This is a genomic window from Streptosporangium sp. NPDC003464, from assembly GCF_053588315.1.
Map to the genome: position 1 here is coordinate 14,443 of NZ_JBSFPS010000014.1, position 21,664 is coordinate 36,106.

Below are 21,664 nucleotides of genomic sequence, written 5' to 3' on the forward strand. Positions count from 1 at the left end.
GGTTCAGGCAGTCGGGTCCATGATCTCGGGAGCCGCTGGTGGTGGGTGGAGTAGCGGTCAGATGTGGCAAGAGACGGCCGTGGCGTCATCGTGCGCCTTACCGCGTGGCCAGCGGGAGCCGTCCGGATCGCTGTGTTCGGCCTCGCGGACTCGGCGGATCAGCTCTTCGGGGCCGGAGTCGTCGAGCAGGTCGAGGGTCTGTCGCCAGGTGGCCAGGCGGAAGCGGTCGACGAGGCGGGATGCTCCGTCGCTGAGCAGTGCGGCGGCACGCACGCGGGCGGCGGGAACCGTTCCGGTGAGGGCCTGTTCGGCGGCGAGGGGATCGACGGCGGCGACCCAGAACCCGCCGTCGCGGTTACGGTGATCGCGCAGGGTCTCCACGTAAGCACGGTGGGCCGAGACATGCCCAGGGCTGCCGGAGGCAAGCGCGTCCATGGCCGTCCGGTGGGCCGCGCCGACCTGGGCTTCCCGGTCGTCGCAGACAACCATCGGCTCCGCCGTACCGATCACGTCGAGGATGAGGACGGAGTCGGCCAGGACGAGGAAGTCCAGCGCGTCCGCCGTACGGCGGAGCATGACCACGGTGGCCGAGGGCGAGCCGGGATGGGTCAGGTCGCAGACGAAGTCGTGCAGGGAGGCCACGGCCTTGATGCCCTCGGCCAGGATCTCCGTCAGCGGCTTGCCGTCCTGGGCCAGGCCGGCCAGGAGGGTGGAGCCGAGGGAGCGCGCGTACCAGGTGACACCGTGAACACAGCCGGATTCCGAGCCGGGCGGGGTGCCTGCGCCGTCGAGCAGGACGATCGCGTCCGGCGTGGCACCGACGAAGTCCTCGTTCGGACGGCCGGGAACTGCTTGGGTGGCGAAGGTGACACGCATCGGGTTCAGGTCTCCTCGTACCGGTGGAGCGGGCTGGCCGGTTCCACTCCGACCGCTTCCCCGGTCGCCGGGTCGTATTCCACCTCCGCCGGCAAAGGCTGGGAGCGATCTTCTGATCCGGGTGTATCGAATTTCCACCGAGGCACACACGTCATGCGCCCGCCCGAGCAGGTTCAATCCCATCCCTGGCCATTGTGCTCCTGGCCGGCACCGAGGCAGGCGACGATTCGAAAAGCACCCGGCGCGAGGAAGAGTCGAAAGTGATGACGAGATTCGATCTCCGCCTCCCCGTCACGGCCCAGGAGCCCGGCGAGCATCATCCGATCCACGACATCAGCGTTCCATATGACGCGACTGATGAGACAGCGGCCGAGAGCCACGGCAACTCCCGCACACGGCCGCAAGCCTCACCGCCGGCTCACTGGTCGAGCCCGAGCAGGCGCACGCTCTCCTCGCGCATCTCGACCTTGCGGATCTTGCCGGTGACCGTCATCGGGAACCCGTCGACGACGTGGACATAGCGCGGGATCTTGTAGTGGGCGAGCTTGCCGGCGCAGAACTCCCTGACGGCCTCGGCGGTCAGAGGTGTGCCGCCCTGGCGGACGACGACCCAGGCCATGAGCTCCTCGCCGTACTTCTCGTCGGGCACGCCGATCACCTGCACGTCGGCGATGTCGGGGTGGCGGTAGAGGAACTCCTCGACCTCGCGCGGGTAGACGTTCTCGCCGCCCCTGATGACCATGTCCTTGATCCGGCCGACCACGTTGACGTAACCGTCGGCGTCCATGGTGGCCAGGTCGCCGGTGTGCATCCAGCGGGCGGCGTCGATGACCTCGGCCGTGCGCTCCGGCTCGTTCCAGTAGCCGAGCATCACCGAGTAGCCGCGCGTGCACAGCTCGCCGGGCTCACCGCGCGGCACGGTCAGCCCGGTCGCCGGGTGCGTGATCTTGACTTCGACGTGCGGCATCACCCGTCCGACGGTCTCGGTGCGGCGCTCCAGGCCGTCGTCGGACCTGGTCATGGTGGAGACGGGCGAGGTCTCGGTCATGCCGTAGCAGATGGCGACCTCGGCCATGTTCATCTCGGTGACGACGCGCTTCATCACCTCGACAGGGCAGGGCGAGCCCGCCATGATGCCGGTGCGCAGGCTGGACAGGTCGTACTGCCCTGCGAGGGTGAGCTCGGCGATGAACATGGTCGGCACGCCGTACAGGGAGGTGCATCGTTCCTGCTGTACGGCCCGCAGCGTCGACTCGGGGTCGAAGCCGGGCGCGGGGATGACCACGCACGCGCCGTGGGAGGTGGCGCCGAGGTTGCCCATCACCATGCCGAAGCAGTGGTAGAAGGGCACCGGCAGGCACACCCTGTCGTGCTCGTCGTAGTGGATGAGCTCGCCGACGAAGAACCCGTTGTTGAGGATGTTGTGGTGCGAGAGCGTGGCGCCCTTGGGGAAGCCGGTCGTGCCTGAGGTGTACTGGATGTTGATCGCGTCGTCGGCGCTCAGCGACGCCATGCGCTCGCGCAGCCGCTCCTCGGGGGCGGTCAGCGCCAGCAGCCGGTCCCAGCCGGGGTCGCCGAGGTAGACGACGTCGGCGAACCCGATCTCCTCGACCATCGCGCGGTAGTCGCTGCCCTTGTGCGTGAGCGCGCTGATGAGCAGGCGCAGGCCCGACTGCCTGACGACGTAGTCGAGCTCGTGGGCGCGGTAGGCGGGGTTGACGTTGACCAGGATCGCGCCGATCTTCGCGGTGGCGTACTGGACGATCACCCATTCGGCGCAGTTGGGCGCCCAGATGCCGATCCGGTCGCCCTTGGCGATGCCGGAGGCGAGGAGCGCGAGGGCCAGCCGGTTCACGTCGGCGTCGAGCTCGGCGTAGGTCCAGCGACGGCCGGAGGGCACGTCGACGAGTGCCTCGCGGTCGCCGAAGCGCCGCACGGTCCGCTCGAAGTTGTCGCCGATGGTCTCGCCCAGCAGCGGGGTCTGCGCCACCGCGCTCGAGTAGGACTGCATGTCACAACCTCCGGTCGGTGAGTTCATTGAAGACCATGGTGTGCCCGAGTGGCCAGCCGGGATCGCCGGTGCGGGCGAAGCGCACCCAGGCGGCGTGCATCGCGTCGGCCAGGGCCTGCGGCGCGCCCGGCCCCGCGGTGCGTTCGACGCCGGGCGCGTCGAGCACGTCGAAGACGAAGGGCAGGTCGAGGTTGTGCACCGCGCCCACGCGTCCGCCGCCGACCGGGCTCTCGACGGGCGACTCCCACCGGAACTCGTAGGCGTAGGCGGGCCTGGCCTCGCGGATCCAGCGCGTCTCGCGGGTGAACAGGTGCTGGGTGAAGGCGCGTCCGACGCGCTCGGCGGGCGTGAGGCCGGGTCCGTCGATCTGGACGCCGAGGTGGTCGAGCACGGCCTGCGCGGCGGCCTCGTCGAGGTCGGCGGCCAGGCGGCGGACGAACACGTCGGCCTCCTGGGAGGTGCAGCCGACCAGCAGTGGGAGGTGCGCGCTCGCGCCCGTGCGCAGGGCGGCCAGCGGGACGGCCGGGATCAGGTCGCCGTCGACAACCGGTTTGACCGGCACCGACTCGTTCAGCCCGCCGGAGTCGCCGGTCAGCGCCGGCGGCTGTTCGGCGACGAGCGCCTCGGGGGACAGCCTGGCGAAGGAGGACCTGGTCGGGTCGGTCCCCAGCCGGGTGGCGAGCGTCTTGGCGTAGTCGCGCGCCTCCTGCTCGGTGGCGACCAGGTTGGCCGAGCCGCTCATCACGATCGCGCGCCGGAACAGCCCTTCGGCGCGGGGCATCGTCAGCAGGGTGGCGACGGCGGCGGCGCCCGCCGACTGCCCGGCGATCGTCACGTTGCCGGGGTCGCCGCCGAAGGCCGCGATGTTGTCGCGTACCCATTCCAGCGCGGCCAGCCAGTCGAGGACGCCCCGGTTGAGCGGGGCGTCCTCCAGGGCCAGGAAGCCCTCGAAGCCGAGCCGGTAGTTGATGGCCACGCAGACCACGCCGTCGCGGGCGAAGCGGGGGCCCTGGTGCCAGGCCGCCCCGTTGCCGCCGATGGAGAACGCGCCGCCGTGGATCCAGACCAGGACGGGCAGCCCGGCCCGGCCGGTCTCAGGGGTGCGCACGTCGAGGTTGAGGCAGTCCTCGCCGACCTCGAAGACGTCGGGCGCGTACAGGCCGATGTCCTCACCGGCCGCCTGCGGGGCGGCCGGGCCCCGCGTGACGGCGGGCCGTACGCCGTCCCACGCGGGGGGCGGGACGGGCGCGCCGAAGCGATGCTCGCCGAAGGGCGGGGCGGCGTACGGCACGCCGAGGAAGGCGAGCACGCCCTCCTCGGCCCTGCCCTCGACCAGCCCGGCAGTGGTTCGCACGATCATGCGCGGCGCCATCCGGCCGTCCCTTCGACGATTCTGATCGCCGCCCGGGTGAGCGGCTCAAGGCTGGCCTCGTGCACCTTGTCGAGGGTGTCGGCCGAGTCGAACAGGTACATGGGAGCCGACAGGAAGTGCACGAGCGGCACCCCTTCGGGGTGGAAGAAGGCCCCGTCGGTGGGCGGCATCGGGGAGAACACGTCCGGCGGCAGCACGAACGAGCGTCTCAGGTCCTCCGCGACGAGGGCCGCCGCCACCAGGCTCTCCAGCTCCGGCTCCCTGGTGGTGAACCACCAGCCGGGTTCGGGGTCATCGGTGGGCACCAGCTCGCCGTCCACGACCACGCACCGCCGGGCGGCGTGCTCCAGGTGGAGCTGGAGCACGACGTCGCCCAGCAGGCCGCGGTTCTCCTCGATGAAGGCCCGGGTGCCCGCGGCGTGCGCCATGTGACCCGCGGTCAGCAGGAAGATCAGGTTGTGCGGCCGGTCCCGCTCGGGCACGCCCGCCCAGTACTGGGCGGCGGCCAGCACCAGCGCGATGCCCGAGGCGTCCTCGACGGCCGAGGCCCAGGGCGCGTCGTGGTGCGAGCCGATGATCACCCACTGGCCGGAGCGGCCGGGGAGCGTGCCGATCACGTTGTGCGAGACGGCCGGGCCCGTCTCCGACTCGACGGTGAGCGTGCCCGTGCAGGGGCCCTCGTCGACCAGGTCGAGCACCCGCCGCGAGTCGCCGCCCGACAGCCAGACGGCCGGGAGGTCGCGGTGCACGGCGTCGTAGGGCACGTAGTAGTCGCGTGTCTCCCACGGCACCCCGGTCAGCGCCCCCGCGAAGGCGGCGGCGCCGCCGTCCATGACGCCCTGGATGACGTCGAGGTAGTCGAGCTGGAACGGCAGCGTCTGGACCAGCCCGTCGAAGACGCCCTCGGGGTCGTGCACGGCCGTCGCCAGGTCCCTGAGGTAGGACTGCGGCAGCTCGGTGAAGGTGTACTCGGGCACGACGATCGCGCCCGGCACGACCTCGCGGCTGACCGGCGCACTCACGACCGCCTTCGGCGTGGTGTACGGCAGGGCGGACGCCGCCACCCGCACGACTCTCGACGGGTCGGCGTCCAGGCGCACCACCAGGGCCGCCGTCACCGGCCGCCAGACGGGCAGCTCGACCGGCGCCAGCCGTACGTCGTGGAGCCCGAACTCGGTGAAGCGCTCGGCGGCCCACGCGGCGGTCCAGTCGTCGGCCGGGTAGCCGGGACGCCTGATGCCCCGCGAGGTGACCGTCTCGATCCACTCCATCATCCGCGCGGTGTCCGGGATCATCGTTTCAGCCCTCCGAAGGTGAGCCCCGCCACGTAGTAGCGCTGCAACGCCACCATCAGGATGAACGGTGGCACGGCGGTGACCAGTGCCGCGGTGGTGGTCAGGTGATAGTTGAAGCCGACCTCGCTCTGGAAGTTGGCCAGCCCCACCGGCAACGGCCACAGCTCCTGCTCGTTGGCCACGATCAGCGGCCACAGCAGGTTGTCCCACTGCGCCAGGAAGTGCACGAGGAACAGGGTGATGAGCGCGGGCTTGAGCAGCGGCACGGCCATGCGCGCGAAGATGCGGAACTCCCCCGCGCCGTCGACCCGCGCGGCCAGCAGCAGCTCCTTCGGGATGCCGAGGGCGAACTGCCGCACCAGGAAGACGCCGAACGCGCTGATCATGCCGGGCACCATCATGCCCTGGAAGGTGTTGACCCAGCCGAGTTCCTTCACGATGAGGAAGACGGGGATGACCAGGACCATCGGGGTGAGCGCGAGCGTGCCGACCACCAGCGCGAACAGGACGCGGCGGCCGGGGAAGGACAGCTGGGCCATCGCGTATCCGGCGGCGGCCGAGAAGATCACGTCCAGGACGCCGGTGCCGACGCACAGGATGAGGCTGTTGCGCAGGTAGGTGGGCAGGTTGCCCTCGCCGAACAGCAGCCCGATGTTCTCGGGCAGGTGGAAGCCGTTGAAGACCAGCCCGCGCAGGTCGGTGTCGTCGGGCGCCGAGGCGACGACGAGCATGGCGTAGACCGGCAGCAGCATGAACCCGACCGCGACGATCAGCCAGACGGTGCGCAGGATCGTTCCCGCTCTCATTCGTCGCCGCCCTTCAGGAACCCGAACTGCAGCGCCGAGACGATCACCATGGCGGCGAGCAGCACCATGCCCATCGCGGCGGCGTAGCCCATGTGCTCGTACGGGAAGGCGTTGGCCCAGATGTAGTACGGCAGCACCTGGGTGGCGTCGGCGGGCCCGCCGCCGGTGAGCAGGAAGGCGGGCACGAACGCCTGCATCGATCCGGCCACCGAGATGACCAGGACGAACAGCAGGGTCCTGCGCAGCAGCGGGAGCGTGATCCGGGTGAACGTGGTCACCGCCCCTGAGCCGTCGATGGCGGCGGCCTCGTACACCTCGCCGGGCAGCGCCTGCAGCCCGGCGGTCAGGATGATCACGAACAGCCCCATGCTCTTCCAGACGACCATCACGACCAGGGCCCAGATGGCCAGGTCGGAGCTGGTCAGCCAGGACTGCGGAGCGATCCCGACCAGGCCGAGGAGGGTGTTGGCCAGGCCGCGGTCGGAGTAGATGATCACCCAGACCATGGACGTGGCGGCGAGCGGCATCACGGCCGGAATCATGACGAGCGCTCTGAGCCGGCGGTTGAGCCGTCCCGGCTTGCTCAGCGGCACGGCCACCAGCAGGGCCAGCACGATCGTCGGGACGACCGTGCAGACCGTGTAGACGACGGTGATCCACGCCGAGTTGAGGAAGCCGGGGTCGGCGAACATGCGCTCGTAGTTGGCGAGGCCGATCCAGTTGGGCGTCCCTGCCATCTCGTAGTCGGTGAAGCTGAGATAGACGGCGGCCAGGAACGGGACGAGCCAGAACACGACGAAGAAGACGGCCACCGGGAGGGTCAGCGCCACGCCCGCCGTGGCCTGGGGCCGGACCCTGCCCCCGCCGAGCACGCTCACTGGACCAGTCTCACGGTGGAGTCGAAGGCCGCCGCGGCCTGGGCGGGGGTCGACTTGCCGTGGGCGACGGAGTCGACGGCGCCGGCCGCGGCCTTCGCCAGTTCGAGGGCGCCGGGGGTGATCGGGCCGAAGTCGACATGCGGGAGGCTGTCGGCGACGATCTTCATGATCTCGGACCTGCCGCGCGGCCCGGCGTCGCGCCAGCCCTTGGTCGGGATGATGATGCCGTTGTCGAGGTTGGCGGTCACCGACGGGGCGCCCTGCAGGTAGTTGACGAGGTGCCAGGCGGTGAACTGGTTGGGCGAGTCCTTGGCCACGCCCCAGCCCCAGGTGTAGGCGGGGACAACGGGCCGGCCGCCGGCCCAGGTGGGCATGGGCGCGACGCCGTACTGCTTGCCGAAGGTGAGCTTGTCCTTGCCCAGCTTCTCCAGCGCGGGGCCGAGGAAGGCGCCGCTGACGACCATGGCGGCCTCGCCGGAGTAGAACAGGCCGAGCGCGCCCAGCGGGTTGGAGAGCTTGGGGTTGCCGATCCCCGACATGTACGTCAGGGCGTCGATGCCCTGCTCGGTGGCCAGCGACGCCTTCGCGCCGCCCGCCGCGACGAGCTCGCCGCCCTTGCCCCGGACGAGGGCGGTCAGCGTCATGAGGGCCCACTGCGGGTCGCCGTAGAGCCACTGCAAGCCGACCCGCCTGCGGTCCCCGGAGGTGAGCCTGGCGCTGTACTCGGCGACCTCCTCCCAGGTCGCCGGGGGCTTGTCGGGGTCGAGTCCGGCCTCCTTGAACCGGTCCTTGCGGTAGTAGAGCATGCAGGGGTTGAAGTCGATGGGCACGCCGTAGGGCACGTCCTGGTAGGTGAGCGGGGTGGTCGTGCCCGGCTCGTAGTTCTGCAGCGGGAGCGCCTTGGTGTCGACGGGCGCGAGCCGCTCCTTCTTGGCGTGCGCGGGGAAGCTCCAGTGGCCGATCTTGAAGACGTCGGGCGGGGCGCCGCCGCTGAAGGCGGTCAGCAGTTTGGCGTCGAGCTGGCCCACGGGCAGGTAGAGCAGCTTCACGTCGACCTTGAACTCGGCGATGTAGCGGTGCACGAGCTCCTGGAACTGCTGACCGGTGTCCTGCGAGCCGTGCAGCCAGACGGTGACCTCGCCGTGCGGCCCGCCGTCCGCGGCCTGCTGCCGAGGCTGGTCCTTGCCGCATCCGGCGAGCAGGGTGAGCGCGCCGGCGGCGAGCAGCCCACGCCGCGTGAGATCCGCCATGGTGGTTCTCCTAGGTGAGGTTCTTGAGGGCCTGGTTCTGCCAGGCGGTGTTGGTGGGGAGCTCGGCGGTGCCGCCGGCGAACGCCCCGCGGGCCTGGGGGTCGGCCTGGAGGCGGTATCTCAGCCAGGCGGTCACGTAGCCGAGGAAGGCCCCGCCGGTGTTCTGGATGTCGTTGTGCCCCGCGCCCTTGAGCAGCGCCCGGCCCGCTCCGGCGGTGGCCTGGTCGTAGTAGCCCTGCACGGTCGCGGCCGAGGAGATCAGCCAGTCGTCCGCGCCGCTGAGGAAGAGCACCGGGCAGGTCAGGTCGGCGACGGAGAACTCGTCCCCCGGGCTGGCCATCCACTGCGCGGGCACGGCGATCGGCACGACGGTCTTGATCAGCCCGGCGGAGTCGTTGGCCGCGTTGATGGATCCGCCCGCACCCTGGGAGTGGCCGACCGCGGCGACCTGGGCGGTGTTCAGCTTGCCGTGGAAGACGCTGGCGGGGTCGGTGGCGAGGCCGATGAGGTGCTGGGCGGCGGCGAGGATCTCGGCGCCGGTGCCCGTGGTCGTGTCGGTGGAGGCGACCACCGCGAAGCCCCACGAGGCGAGGTGGTTGAGCAGTCCCGGATAGTTGTCGGGGGTGGCCCACGAGCCGTTGCCCCATGTGACGATCGGGTGGGTGACGCCGCCCGAGCCCAGGGTCTGCGGGTAGTAGAGCCGGTGGCCGCCCGAGGTGCCGGTGGCGACCGGCCACGGACCCGCCGCCTTGTAGATCGTCTCGATGGTGGAGGCGGCGTTGGCCTCGGTGGTCCATGACAGGAATCCGGCCGACATGAGGCCGAGCGCCCCTGCCCGCAACGCCTGCCGACGGGTGAAGTTCTCCATGGTCACCTCGTAGATTATTTGGAGACGTGAACGTCTCCAAAGAGAGGGAAGTACGATCGGGGAGCGATGTCAAGACATGAACAGAAGGAAGTTCCAGCGGCCCGGCCACTCCCCAGGGGGCGGCACGGACTCTCCCCCGACACGGTGCGCGCCTCCCAGCGGGACCGCCTCGTGGAGGCCATGCTGAGGCTCGTCGCGAGGCGTGGATACGCCGCCACGAGCGTGCCGGACGTGATCGCCGCCGCGCGGGTCTCGCGCAACGCCTTCTACGCCCAGTTCGCCGACAAGGAGGCGTGCTTCCTCGCCGGATGCGAGCGCGACCTGCCCGAGATGATCGACTCGATCCACACGGCCGCGTCGGGGGCGGGCGACCGCTGGAGCGAGGCGCTCTGGCTGGGGATGGTCGCCTACCTGCGGTGGTGGCAGGAGCGCCCGGAGTACGCGCAGGCGTACTTCGTGGAGTTGCCGAGGGCGGGTGAGCGGGCCGTCGAGCAGCGTGACGCCGCCTACCGGCCCTTCCTCGACATGTTCGGGGCGCTGGCCGCGCGGGCCAGGCTGGAGGACCCCTCGCTGCCGCCGCTGCGTGCCGCGGTGCCCCGCCTGATCGTCTACGGGGTCACCGAGTTCATCGCCTCGGAGGTGCGTGAGGGCCGCGTCGCCACTCTGACGTCGTCGGCCGGCGACCTCTACCACTACGTGGCCGCCCTGCTCGCCGGCCCCGATCACGGCATCCCGACCACCCCTTCCGCCTGAACCAGCCAGCCTTCGGGGAAGCACCCCTCCGCCGCCATGTGGGCGACGGCGGCCAGCAGGCCGCCGTTGCCCGGCAGGTAGAGGGGCAGCAGTCCGGGCCACTGGTGGTTGTGGCCGCTGGCCAGGTAGGTGTTCTTCGGGGCGTCCATCAGCAGCGCGTCCACGGCGGTGTCAGGCTCGCCGAGCCTGGCCGCGCACATGGCGAGCATCGGATAGTCCCAGCCCCAGGTGCTCTCCAGGTCCCAGTCGGCGAGCACGTCGTGCAGGGTGGCCCGCATGGTCTCGGGGTCGATCAGCGGGGTGGGCGGCACGAACCCGAGCGCGCCGGTCATCGAGGGGTGGTCGGTCCTGATCGTGTACGGCTCCACGCCGATGGCCGCGTAGACGCCGTCGCGCACCAGCGGCCGGGCCAGGCCGTGCAGGACCCGCGCCCACTCCGGGTCGGGGTCGAGGCCGAGCAGGCCCCGCCACCGCTGGGCCGTCTCCAGCCCCCACCACCAGTAGGCCAGCTCGAACGCGGGATCGCGCACCGACCGCCTGGACTCGTAGTAGGACTCCTGTGCCGGGACCAGCGGCGGCCCCAGATGCCCGCCGCCCGCGAAGGAGGCCATGAACTCGGCCGTCTCGAACACCAGGTCCCGGTAGTCCTCCAGCGCCCCCGGGCGGACCCGGCGGAGCAGCTCGGCGAAGTAGATCAGGTGCGGCTGCTGCCAGACGATGAAGGCGCCGATCTCGCTCGGGCTCTCCCTGCCCTCCGGCCCCACCTGCTTGGGCCAGCGGGCGCCGCGGAAACCCTGCCGGGCGGCCGTGGCCCTGGCCCGCGGCAGGATCGAGCGGTACCACGGCAGGCTCCGCTCCAGCAGCTCGGGCCTGCCCCACAGGGCGAAGTGGGCGGCGTGCCACCAGTGCATCTCCAGGTGGAACTTGCCGCTCCAGGAGTTGACGGCCAGCCCGGTCTCCTGCGGCGGGGTGGAGCCCGCGCAGTTGACCGCGGTGAGGTACTGCGAGAGCACCACCCGGCGTTCGAGCTCGGGCGCTCGCGGGTCGGTGCTGCCGTCGAAGCTCACCGCTCCCCCGCTCGTCCAGAACCTCTCCCAGTGGGCGGCGGCGGCCGTACGGACCTGGGAGAAGGACGGGAGGGCGGCGCCGACGGGGTGGCGGGCGAACTCGACGACGAGCTCCAGTTCGTCGCCCTGGATCAGGTACACGTGACCGCCGGGCGACGTGAGCCGCGCCGACCCCGCCCACTCGGCGGCCACGTGGTATCGGTCCGCGTCCAGGACGCGGGTGAAGTCGCAGCGCGAGCCGTACGGCGTGCGCGTGAGCGTGTGTGTGGTGGTGTGCCTGTCGGGGCTGTCCCAGTCGGCGGTGGTGTGCCAGCCGTCGCTGGCGTAGGGGAAGGCGATCCTGATCCGCGCGCCGCCCACGACACGGATGGCCAGCAGGTCCCGCTCGGGGTGACAGACCGTCTCCACCTCGTACGGCAGGCCGCCCAGCTCGAAGGAGCTCGACAGCGTGCCGGTCCACAGGTCGAGGGTCTGCGCCGACCGGCCGAGCGGGGCGGCCTCGTCGACGTCGAGGCCGATCCGGCCGAGATGCAGGCGGTGCGGGTTCACGTGCAGCCAGCCGCCCGCCTCGGTGGCCGGATACAGGTCCGGATAGCCGACGCCGTCGTAGTCGGTGAGCGCGTCCTCCAGCACGTGACCCTCGGGGTTGGGCATCGTGTGCCAGCCCCACTGCGCCTGCGTGCCCAGCGGCGCGAAGGTCTGCAGCCCGGTGGCGTCGGCGGTGAAGGCGAACTCCCCGTTGCCGACGGTGAGCGGACACCCGGCGTCGGCGATGGTGTGCCGACGCACGAGCGTCCTCCTGTCCATGCTCACGCGCACCCCGGCGTGCCGGAGGCGCGCTGCTGGCGCATGGCGGTCACGTCGCCCGCGACGGCCGACTGGGCCATCGGGCCGAGGTCGAGCACGACGTCGGTGAAGGCGAGCGACGCCTTGCGCATCGCCGGCAGGTCGATCGCCTCGGTGCCGAACTGCGGCGAGAACAGCGTCTTGGGCGCGGCGATGGGCGCGATGACGGGCAGCAGGTGCTGGTTGTACGGCGTGCCCTCGCCACCGAAGCTGCAGTGGCGCGGCACCGTGGCGAGGTCGGCCGCCGACAGGCCCTTGAGGATCGCGGTGCGCCTCACGTCCCAGTACTCGATGTGGCCCTTGACGAGTTCGCGCAGCGGCGTGCTCTCGCTGACGGGGACCAGCAGCAGTTCGGTGAGGGTGGGGCTGGCGACGAGCTGCTTGCCCGGCAGGCCGTTCGGCCTGGCGACCGCGTCGTAGCGCTTGGCGCCGAGGTGTTCGAGCACGACGACGGAGGAGACCTTGCCCTGGTCGTACTCGGCGTCGAGCTGGGCGGCGAGCTGACCCGCGCCGCCCTCGCGGACGTCGGGGCCGGTCAGGTGCTGGTAGAGGTGGCCGGTCACGAACGCGAACTGCACGGTGCGCGGACGGCACTCCACCGGTAGCGACGACAGGTAGCGGGCCATCTCGATCATGGTGAGCGGGCCGTTGTCCCACACCGGGCTCATGCCGTCGGTGTGGCTCTCCACGACGATCTTCTGGGCGCTCCCGCCGGGAAGCGTCGCGAGCAGGGTGCGGGTCGTCGTCGGCGTCCAGGCGGCGTTCACGGTCAGCGCGGCCTGGACCGGCTGCCCGGCGGCCAGCGCGTCCTTGATCTGCTTGCCCTGGTCGGCGCCGACGTACGCGCCCGGCACGCCGTACGGCAGGCCCTCGTAGGGCGCGTACATGCCCTGGATCTGGGCGTGCGGGAGCTGGCTGACCTCGATCACGCCCACCGCGCCCGCGGCGGCGGCCGCCTTGAGGTCGGCGTCGGCCGCGGCCGGGGCCTCCATCGACTCCGAGCCGAGCATGTTGATCGTGAGGCCCGGGTCGTACATGGAGTAGCCGAGGCCGAGCGGATAGAACAGCAGGTTGGGCACGTTGGTCCACGGCAGGTCCCTGACGACGATCTTCCCGGCGGCGTTGGCCGCGGTGATGTTCGTCCCTGCCGCCAGGTGGACGAGCGGCGCCGAGACGCCGCCCGCGCCGGTGGAGGAGGAGAACGGCACGGGGGCCGCGACCTGCACGGCCGTACCGCCGACGGTCAGGCCGGTGCCGAGGCTGTCCCAGCGGTCGATGGAGTAGGGCAGGGAGGAGAACTGGAGGCCGGGGATGGCCGCCATCTCGTCCTCCAGCCAGTCGACGTAGTCGGCGTGCGCGGTGGAGCCGGTCGGCCTGGGGCCGAACGTCTCCTGCCGCTCGGCCAGGGCGCTCAGGCGGGCCTCGGAGGCGAACGCGGCGGGGTCGACCCTGACCGGGCAGGTCAGGGCGGCCGTCTGGGCGAGGGCCGGTTGCGCGGGCGCGACCAGCGGGAGGAGAAGGGCGAGGAGAGCGAGTCGTCTCACGTAGGGGGTCCTTCCATCGAATCGTTTTAATGCGTGGTCCGCGACAGTCCCCCGACGTGCGGTTGGCTCTCAGAGGCGAGGCGGTCCGGTGGTTCCGCGGACGATCAGCGTGGGCGACACCGACGAGGTCACCGACCGTGAGCGTCCCTCGATGCGTTCGACGAGCAGGCGCGCGGCGGTCGCCCCGATCACCTGCCCGTCCTGGTCGACGCTGGTGAGCGAGATGCGCTTGAGCGAGGCGATGCCGATGTTGTCGTATCCGGCGACGGAGAGGTCCTCCGGCACCGACAGGCCCGCCTCGTCGGCGGCGCGCAGCACGCCGAGCGCCGCGATGTCGGCCCCGGCGAAGATCGCGGTGGGCCGGTCGTCGCGCGCGAGCAGTTCCCGCGCGCCCTCGAAGCCGCCCTCCTCGGTGAAGGAGGTGGCCAGCACGTCGTCGGCGAGTCCGTGGGCGCGCATCGCCTGGCGGTAGCCTTCGGCGCGCACCATGTGCGGCAGTCCCTGGGCGCGGGCCCGCTCCAGGTGGGTGATGTGCGTGATGCGGGTGTGCCCGAGCCCGACCAGGTGGTCGACCACCAGCCGCGCCCCCATCACGTCGTCGTCGACGACCGAGTCGTAGGCCGCGGCGCCGCCGTGCCTGCCCACCACGACGACCGGGGTGGCCGTCGCGATGGCGGCGAGTTCGGCGTCCGTCATGACCGGCGAGATCAGGATGAGCCCGTCCATGCTCCGGTCGATCATGGCGTCGGTCATCCTGGCCTGGGTCTTGGGCTCGATCCCGCCAGGTCCGAGCAGCACCTGGTACTCGGTGTCGCCCAGCCTGCCGGTGACACCCTCGATGATGTCGGGGAAGAACGGGTTGCGGGTGTCCGAGAGCATGACGCCGAGGGTGTAGGTGCGTCCGCGCAGGGCGCGGGCCGCGGCGTGCGGGCGGTAGCCCAGCTCGTCGATGGCCTGCGTCACCTTGGCCTGCATCTCCGCGCTCACGCCGTAGGCCCCGCGCACCACCTTGGACACGGCGGCCGTGGAGACCCCGGCCCGCCTGGCCACATCGGCGATCGTCACCCGTCCGCTCGTCACACGCCGTCCTTCTGGGTTCTCGTAGAACGAACTACACACTTTGCTGAGAGCAGAGGCTAGCCCGCTACCGCTCCTCAGGTCCACCCCTTGACGGGCGTTTCTACCTTGCCGTAGAACGTTCTACACAATTCTCCCCCACATGAACAGGAGCACGGGCGTGAGAGCACCATCTCGTCCGCTCGGCGCGGCGCTCGGCGCCGTCCTCGCCCTGTCCCTCTCCGGCTGCGGGTCGTCCGCCCCGGAGGGGACCGGTCAGGTGAAACTGACCCTCTGGCACAACAGCGCGGACCCGGCGCCGCTACTGGAGATGTACAAGAAGTTCGAGAAGCAGTCCGGCCACAAGATCGAGCTCGTGTCGATCCCGTCCGACGGCTTCGAGGACACCACCCAGACCAAGTGGGCCACCGGCGACCGCCCGGACATCCTGGAGTACCACGCGACGGTGAGCGGCCTGCTCGCCCTCAACCCGGCCGAGAACCTGCGCGACCTGACAGGCGAGGCCTACATCGCCAGGTCCGGCGACCTCTACCAGGCCGCCGGATCCGTCAACGGCAAGGTCTACGCCGCCATCACCGGCTTCCCCCAGGTCTTCGGCCTCTACTACAACAAGAAGGTCTTCACCAAGGCCGGGCTGACCCCGCCCACGAACTTCACCGAGCTCGCCGCCGCCTGCCCCAAGCTCAAGGCCGCCGGGGTCACGCCGGTCTTCGAGTCGGGCGGGTCGATCTGGCCGGTGCAGATCCTGCCCATCCTCTACCTGGCAGGCGCCAACCAGTCCAACGCGTACGGCAAGGCCATCGCGGGCCACAGCAGCACGCTGGCCGACGCCGGCTCGCCCTTCGTCTCCGGCCTGACCGCCTACGCCAAGCTGAAGACCGACGGCTGCTTCAACAAGGACATCGTCACCGCCAAGTTCGAGGACTCCATGAAGGCCCTCGTGACCGGCGAGGCCGCCATGGTCGCCCAGCACTCCGACATGCTCCCGGCCCTCCTCGCGGCCGCGGGCGGCGACCAGAAGACCGTCGACGAGTCCGTCGGCTTCGTCGGCCTGTCGAGCGACAAGCCGCTCGTGACCTACGCGCCCGGCCCGATCGGCACGTTCTACCTGCCCAAGACCGGTGACGCGGCGCGGGAGAAGGCGTCGCTCGACTTCGTGCGCTTCATGACCGGCCCGGCCTACGCCGAGTACGTCGCCGCGTCCAAGACCTTCCCCGTGTTCAAGGACGTGCCCGACCCGCAGGGCGTCTCGTCCGTGCTGCAGGACGTCAAGAAGGCGTACGACACCGGCGCGGTCATCGCCTTCAACTCCGACATCCCCGGCATGGGCGGGCTGGCCCAGCTCATGTCCGAGCTGATCGCCGGGCAGAAGGATCCGCAGAAGGCGGCGACCCAGCTCCAGGGCCAGGTCGAGCAGGCGGCCAAGGCGGCAGGACTGCCCGGATGGTGATGCGGAACAGGGCGGCCTGGCTGCCGTGGGCACTGCCCGCGATCGTGCTGGTCACGGTCTTCTTCGTCGCCCCGTTCCTGCTCAACGTCCGGTTCGCGTTCTCCTCCTGGACGAGCTTCCGGGCCGAGATCACCTGGAACGGGCTGGAGAACGTCCGCACGCTGATCGACCAGGACCTGCTGGCCAACGCGGTCACCGTGACCGTGCTGTACGCGATCCTGTGCATGGCGATCCAGAACACGGTCAGCCTCTCGCTGGCCCTGGCCCTCCAGCGGACCAGCGGGATCAACACCGTCTTCCGCTCGGCGTTCTTCCTGCCGACGCTCATCTCGCCGCTGGCCGCCGGATACATCTGGCGCGGGCTGCTCGCCCCCGACGGGGCGGTCAACTCCTTCCTCGGCATCGAGTGGGCGTGGCTGGGCGAACCGTCCACCGCGCTGGTGGTGGTCGCGTTCATCGACGCGTGGAAGTGGAGCGGGCTGATCACCCTCGTCTACATCGCGGGCCTCAACTCCATCCCGAAGGCGCTGCTGGAGTCGGCGACCGTCGACGGGGCCGGGCCGTGGACCCGGCTGCGGCGGGTGGTGTTCCCGATGCTCGCCCCGGCGCTGACCTTCAACGTGGCGGTCACGCTGGTGGGCGCGCTCAGCGCGTACGACGTGATCGCCGCCACCACCGGCGGCGGGCCCGGCGACCACACGCGGGCCCTGAACGTGGTGATGCGCCAGCAGTGGGGGCAGGGCTTCTTCGGCTCCGCCAGCGCGCTGGGGTTCACCGTGACGCTGCTGGTGATCGCCACCGCCGTGCCCCTCGTGTGGTGGCTGCGGCGCAGGGAGGTGACGGGATGAGAGCGGTCCTCAAGTACACGGCGCTGACGCTCTTCGCGATCCCGTGGGTGCTCGTGCCCGTCTGGCTCGTGGTCGTCAACTCGTTCAAACCCGCGGGCGAGGCCGCCGAGCTGGGCCTCGGCCTGCCCAGGACGTGGGCGATCGCCGAGAACTACGGCATCGTGCTCGACCGGGGCGGCTACCTGACGGGGCTGGTCAACAGCCTCAAGGTGACCGTGCCGATCGTGGTCGCCGTGGTGCTCCTCGGCGCGGCGGCGGCGTGGGCGTTCGGGCGCAGCCGGTCGCGGTGGCTGCAGGCGGCCTACTTCGTGATGGGGCTGTCGATCCTGCTGCCGCCGTCGATCATCCCGACCGTCTACCTGCTGCGCGCCCTGTCGCTGGACGGCGGCTCGCTCGGCTACGTGCTGACGATGACCGGCTGCCGCCTGGGCATCGTGATCTTCCTGGCGACCGGATTCGTCCGGGCGTTCCCCCGCGACCTGGAGGACGCCGCCGCCATCGACGGCGCCTCCCGCCCGCAGGTCTTCGTCCGCATCCTGCTGCCCCTGCTGCGGCCGGTGCTGTTCGTCGGCGGCGTGATCCTGATCATCAACGTCTGGAACGACTTCTTCTTCGCCCTCTTCCTGCTCCAGGGCAGCGCGGACGCCACGCTGCCGCTGAGCCTGTTCCAGTTCGCCTCCGGCACCCTGCAGAGCCTGAACTGGAACCTCGTCTTCGCCCACGTCCTGCTCACCACGCTGCCCCTCGTGGCGGTGTACGTCGTCGCGCAGAAGCGCGTCCTGGCCGGCCTCACGGAAGGTGCACTCAAAGGATGACCACTCACGACATCGCGCTCGACTGGGTCAGGCGCGAGATCAAGGAGGGGCGGCTGCCGTGCGCGGTGTTCGGCGCCGCCACCTCCGACGGGATCCAGGTGCTGGAGGCGTTCGGCGAGCACGACGGCCGCGCGACCAGGACCGAGGACCACTTCGCACTGTTCTCGGTGACCAAGCCGCTGACGGGGCTGGCCGCCCTGCGCCAGGTCGAGCGCGGGCTGCTGTCGCTGCGCCGCCCGCTGCGGGACGTACTGCCGAACTTCGCTCGGCCCGACGTGACGCTCTGGCACCTGCTGACCCACACCAGCGGCATCGCCGAGCAGACGCTCACGCCCGACGACCTGCTGGAGCACCTCGTCACCGCGCCGTCGATGTTCGAGGCGGGCACGCTCAGCCAGTACTCCAACCTGGCCTTCGCCGGGATCGCGGAGATGGTCCGCGACGTCACGGGCCGCGACGTGGCCGACGTGATCGACTCCGACCTGAACACGCTGGTGCCGGGCGGCGGGCTGATCACGTTCGACCCGGCGTGCGACGCGGCCGAGGTACACGGCATCGAACTGCTCGGGCCCGGCTTCGACTTCGACAAGTTCGTACGGCTCCGCCACCCGGCGGGGGCGCTGTTCTCCCGCGCCGAGGACCTCCTGGCGCTGGGCGGGGCGCTGCTGCGCGGCGACCGCGAGCTGATCCACCCGACCACCCTGGCCGCCATGACGACCCCGCAGACGACGGGCCTGGTCAAGCTGCAGCCCGACCCGGTCAACGCCGGGCAGGACTGGGGCCTCACCTGGAACCTGCGCCACTCGGCTCCCGGGCTGCTCGACCGGCGGCTGTACGGGCACGGCGGCGCCTCGGGGTGCCAGTGGTGGATGTACCCGGAGCAGGACGCGTGCTTCGTGCTGCTGATCAACGTGATGGCGCCGAGCCTGTCCGGCGTCGACGTCGACGGTCTGCACAACGCCTTCACCACCGGGCTCGATGCGTGAACCGGGATTCGGGGGTGCTCGAAGTGCAGGTCTCGGGCGCGCAGACGCCGTTCATCCGTTCGGCCCCGCCCGGTTCACGGGCGGGCCTGACGTGCGGTCTGGCGGATCCGGTGGGCGTGGACGAGCCGTCGCCCCGGCTGTCGTGGGACGCCCGGCTGCTCGGGGAGGCCACCGTGGTGGTGTCCTCGGACGGGTGCGAGGTGTGGCGGTCGTCCGTGCCCGCCGGATCGCACGTCGTGGACGTGCCGGGTGAGCGGCTGGCGCCGCTGACGCCGTACACGTGGAGTGTGGAAGGGCACGCGACCGGCGCGTTCACCACGGGCCTGCGGGCGCGCGGTGAGTGGGACGCCCCCTGGCTGGCGGGCGACCCCCAGGCGGCGGTGAGCCTGCGCGGGTCGTTCACGTGGCGTCCCGCTCCCGGGCGCGCCTGGCTGGCCGCCACCGCGCTGGGCGTCTACCGGGCGCTGCTCAACGGGGTACGGCTGGGCGAGGAGGAGCTGGCCCCCGGCTGGACCGACTACGGCCACCGGACGCGCTATCGGCTGCTGGAGCTCACGGAGCTGCTCGTACCCGGCGGGAACGAGCTGGAGCTGTGGCTCGCTCCCGGCTGGTACGCGGGTCACGTCGCCGGCGGAGGCCCGCGCCGCTACGGCGACCGGCCCGCCGCCAGCGCCCAGGTGCTCGTGCGGGACGACGACGGGGTCCGCCGCGTGTTCGCCACGGACGCGGGCTGGACCCGGCGGGATCTCGGCCGCCCGCGTGCCGACCTGGTGATGGGCGAGACCGTCCAGGCCCCTTCCCGGCAGGTCGGACCCGCCGGGACGACGGTTGCCCCGGAGATCCTGGTGGAGGCCGACCCCGCTCCCCCGGTGCGGGTGATCGGCACGGTGCCCGCCGTGTCCGTGACCGAACCGGCGCCGGGCGTCCAGGTGGCCGACTTCGGGCGGAACGTCGTCGGGCGCGTACGGCTGCGCGTCGACGCGCCGGGTCCGGTACGGATCGTGGTGCGGCACGGGGAGGAGCTGACCGCGACCGGGCGGCTCTACACCGACAACCTGCGCACCGCGGACCAGCGTGACGAGTTCGTCCTCGGCCCCGGCCCGCACGTCGTGGAGCCCGCGTTCACCCTGCACGGGTTCCGCTACGCGGAGGTCACCGGCTGGCCGGGCGCGCTGACGCCGGACGACCTGGAGGCGGTGCTGCTGTCCTCCGCGCTCGCCGTCACCGGCTCGCTGACCGTGAGCGATCCCGCCGTACGGCAGCTCGTCGCCAACATCGGCGCGTCGGCGGACGGCAACCTGGTGAGCGTGCCGACCGACTGCCCGCAGCGCGACGAACGGACCGGCTGGACGGCCGACATCTCGGTGTTCGGCTCGACGCTCAGCTTCCTGCGGCACACGCAGGCGTTCCTGTCCGGCTGGGTGACGACGCTGATCGACGGGCAGCGGGCCGACGGCGCGGTCCCGCATGTCGCGCCGGTCCTGCCCGAGTACGGATACGACTCCCCCGTGTGGTCCGACGCGCTGGTCGAGGTGCCGTGGCTGCTGTGGCGGCGCTACGGCGACGACCGCACGCTGCGCCGCGCGTACGACCCGATGCGGCGGTGGGCCGACTACTGCCTGGCCCAGGCCGAGGACGGCATCAGACCGGGCAGGGCCCTGGGCGACTGGCTGGCCCCCGGCACGGTCGAGACGCCCAAGAGCCTCATCGCCACCGCCGCCCTCGCCCGCAGCCTCCGCCTGGTCGCACACGTGGCCGACGTGCTCGGCGAGCCGCACGCGCCGGAGTACGGCGAGGCGTTCACCCGCGTGTCGGGCGCCTTCCAGCGGGCCTTCCTCAGCGGGCCGAGGCTGCACACCGAGACGCAGACCGGCTACGCCGTCGCCCTCGCCTGGGACCTGGTCCCGCCCGAGGACCGGGCCGCGTCGGCGCAGGCGCTGGCCGAGCTGGTCCGCGCCGACGGGCACCGGCTCATGACGGGCTTCGTCGGCACCCCCCTGCTGCTGCCCGTGCTGTCGGAGACCGGCCACCACGACCTGGCGTGCCGGATCTTCAACCAGGAGGGCTATCCGTCCTGGCGCTACCAGCTCCGCGCCGGGGCGACGACCATGTGGGAGCGCTGGGACGCCTGGCACCATCGGCACGGCCTGCAGACGCCGGCCATGAACTCCTTCAACCACTACGCCTACGGCTGCGTGGGTGACTGGCTGTTCCGGCACGTGGCGGGCCTGGGCGACGACCCGCGCGGGACGGGGGGCGGCTTCGGCGAGCTGCTGCTGCGTCCCGGCCCCGTCCCGCTGCTGCGCCAGGCGCACGCCCGCTACGAGAGCGCGTCGGGGATCGTCGAGTCGGGCTGGCGGGCCGGGCCCGACGGGGTCCAGTTCACGTTCGCCGTCCCGGAGGGCGTGACCGCCCGCGTGGTGCTGCCCGTGCGCGGCGCGTGGGACGGGATGACCGTCAACGGCACCTTCCTCATGGGCCTCAGCGAGCAGCTGCCGACCACCAGGCTGGCCGACGGGGGCTGTGCCCTGAACCTGCCGCCGGGCCGCTGGTCGTTCACGGCCCCTGCGGCGGCCACGGCCCATCTGCTCCAGGAGTGGGACGACCTGGGCCGGTGAGCCGGTTGTGAGGCTCGCGGTCACCACTCGTGTCGCTCTCCATCACCGAGTGGTGACTTCGGGTGTGGTGTGTGCCGGCGGGACGGGTGACAGCAGGCCGCCTCCGTCGGTGGTGACCGAGGGTGAACGTGTGGCCTTGGTGGGTGGGCGTCGCGGCGAAGTACCGCGCGGGGCTTGGCCTTGTGAGCGCGGGTGTCCTTGTCGCTCCCGGCGGGCTTCAGAAGTCCTTTTTCACTCGTCCCGGCCGCCTTTCACGTCGCTGGGACTTCCGTCCGGCGCGCACCGTACGATATCCCGATCCTGC

17 protein-coding genes are annotated in these 21,664 nt (G+C 71.4%); 6 read left to right on the forward strand and 11 right to left on the reverse strand.

From position 1 onward, the window contains the following. Positions 1 to 57: 57 nt before the first annotated feature. The 8 genes from ACWDS7_RS05440 to ACWDS7_RS05475 all read right to left on the reverse strand — a co-directional run bounded on the left by ACWDS7_RS05440 (position 58) and on the right by ACWDS7_RS05475 (position 9,356). Positions 58 to 876, reverse strand: coding sequence for an integrase (locus ACWDS7_RS05440; RefSeq protein ID WP_451928245.1), 819 nt, complete (start codon positions 874 to 876; stop codon positions 58 to 60). Between the two features lie 418 nt (positions 877 to 1,294). Beyond that, complete coding sequence (locus ACWDS7_RS05445; protein ID WP_451928246.1) at positions 1,295 to 2,887, reverse strand: AMP-binding protein; 1,593 nt, start codon at positions 2,885 to 2,887, stop codon at positions 1,295 to 1,297. Between the two features lies 1 nt (position 2,888). Continuing rightward, positions 2,889 to 4,247 (reverse strand): carboxylesterase/lipase family protein, encoded by a 1,359-nt coding sequence (locus ACWDS7_RS05450; protein ID WP_451928247.1) that lies wholly within the window; start codon positions 4,245 to 4,247, stop codon positions 2,889 to 2,891. Beyond that, positions 4,244 to 5,554, reverse strand: coding sequence for a M28 family peptidase (locus tag ACWDS7_RS05455; protein ID WP_451928248.1), 1,311 nt, complete (start codon positions 5,552 to 5,554; stop codon positions 4,244 to 4,246). Before ACWDS7_RS05455 ends, ACWDS7_RS05450 begins: the two co-directional genes overlap by 4 nt. Then, complete coding sequence (locus ACWDS7_RS05460) at positions 5,551 to 6,360, reverse strand: carbohydrate ABC transporter permease (RefSeq protein ID WP_451928249.1); 810 nt, start codon at positions 6,358 to 6,360, stop codon at positions 5,551 to 5,553. Before ACWDS7_RS05460 ends, ACWDS7_RS05455 begins: the two co-directional genes overlap by 4 nt. After that, on the reverse strand, positions 6,357 to 7,238 hold the full coding sequence (locus ACWDS7_RS05465; protein ID WP_451928250.1) for a carbohydrate ABC transporter permease: 882 nt from the start codon (positions 7,236 to 7,238) through the stop codon (positions 6,357 to 6,359). Before ACWDS7_RS05465 ends, ACWDS7_RS05460 begins: the two co-directional genes overlap by 4 nt. Next, a complete protein-coding gene (locus ACWDS7_RS05470; protein WP_451928251.1) occupies positions 7,235 to 8,488 on the reverse strand; it encodes an ABC transporter substrate-binding protein in 1,254 nt (417 codons plus the stop codon). Before ACWDS7_RS05470 ends, ACWDS7_RS05465 begins: the two co-directional genes overlap by 4 nt. A 10-nt stretch (positions 8,489 to 8,498) precedes the next feature. Next, positions 8,499 to 9,356 (reverse strand): poly(ethylene terephthalate) hydrolase family protein, encoded by an 858-nt coding sequence (locus ACWDS7_RS05475; protein WP_306875575.1) that lies wholly within the window; start codon positions 9,354 to 9,356, stop codon positions 8,499 to 8,501. A gap of 180 nt (positions 9,357 to 9,536) precedes the next feature. On the opposite strand from ACWDS7_RS05475, the gene ACWDS7_RS05480 reads away from it, so the two are divergent. Beyond that, positions 9,537 to 10,109, forward strand: a complete 573-nt coding sequence (locus tag ACWDS7_RS05480) for a TetR/AcrR family transcriptional regulator (protein ID WP_451928252.1) — start codon at positions 9,537 to 9,539, stop codon at positions 10,107 to 10,109. Here the strand turns inward: ACWDS7_RS05480 and ACWDS7_RS05485 are convergent. From ACWDS7_RS05485 to ACWDS7_RS05495, 3 genes are all read right to left on the reverse strand, one after another. Further along, a complete protein-coding gene (locus tag ACWDS7_RS05485; protein WP_451928253.1) occupies positions 10,079 to 11,965 on the reverse strand; it encodes a hypothetical protein in 1,887 nt (628 codons plus the stop codon). The genes ACWDS7_RS05480 and ACWDS7_RS05485 overlap by 31 nt on opposite strands. A gap of 20 nt (positions 11,966 to 11,985) precedes the next feature. Continuing rightward, positions 11,986 to 13,566, reverse strand: a complete 1,581-nt coding sequence (locus ACWDS7_RS05490) for a hypothetical protein (RefSeq protein ID WP_451928254.1) — start codon at positions 13,564 to 13,566, stop codon at positions 11,986 to 11,988. Positions 13,567 to 13,635: 69 nt separating this feature from the next. Next, complete coding sequence (locus ACWDS7_RS05495) at positions 13,636 to 14,646, reverse strand: LacI family DNA-binding transcriptional regulator (protein WP_306866026.1); 1,011 nt, start codon at positions 14,644 to 14,646, stop codon at positions 13,636 to 13,638. A 157-nt stretch (positions 14,647 to 14,803) separates the two neighbouring features. On the opposite strand from ACWDS7_RS05495, the gene ACWDS7_RS05500 reads away from it, so the two are divergent. From ACWDS7_RS05500 to ACWDS7_RS05520, 5 genes are read left to right on the forward strand one after another with little or no spacing between them, the layout of a single operon-like run. Then, positions 14,804 to 16,093, forward strand: a complete 1,290-nt coding sequence (locus ACWDS7_RS05500) for an ABC transporter substrate-binding protein (protein WP_451928255.1) — start codon at positions 14,804 to 14,806, stop codon at positions 16,091 to 16,093. Beyond that, complete coding sequence (locus ACWDS7_RS05505) at positions 16,087 to 16,941, forward strand: carbohydrate ABC transporter permease (protein WP_306866021.1); 855 nt, start codon at positions 16,087 to 16,089, stop codon at positions 16,939 to 16,941. The genes ACWDS7_RS05500 and ACWDS7_RS05505 overlap by 7 nt, the downstream gene beginning before the upstream one ends. Continuing rightward, positions 16,938 to 17,756: a carbohydrate ABC transporter permease gene (locus ACWDS7_RS05510; protein ID WP_451928256.1), complete on the forward strand. Its 819-nt coding sequence runs from the start codon at positions 16,938 to 16,940 to the stop codon at positions 17,754 to 17,756. Before ACWDS7_RS05505 ends, ACWDS7_RS05510 begins: the two co-directional genes overlap by 4 nt. After that, a complete protein-coding gene (locus ACWDS7_RS05515) occupies positions 17,753 to 18,742 on the forward strand; it encodes a serine hydrolase domain-containing protein (RefSeq protein WP_451928257.1) in 990 nt (329 codons plus the stop codon). The genes ACWDS7_RS05510 and ACWDS7_RS05515 overlap by 4 nt, the downstream gene beginning before the upstream one ends. A gap of 14 nt (positions 18,743 to 18,756) precedes the next feature. Next, positions 18,757 to 21,360, forward strand: coding sequence for a family 78 glycoside hydrolase catalytic domain (locus tag ACWDS7_RS05520; protein WP_451928258.1), 2,604 nt, complete (start codon positions 18,757 to 18,759; stop codon positions 21,358 to 21,360). The last annotated feature ends 304 nt before the right edge of the window (positions 21,361 to 21,664 follow it).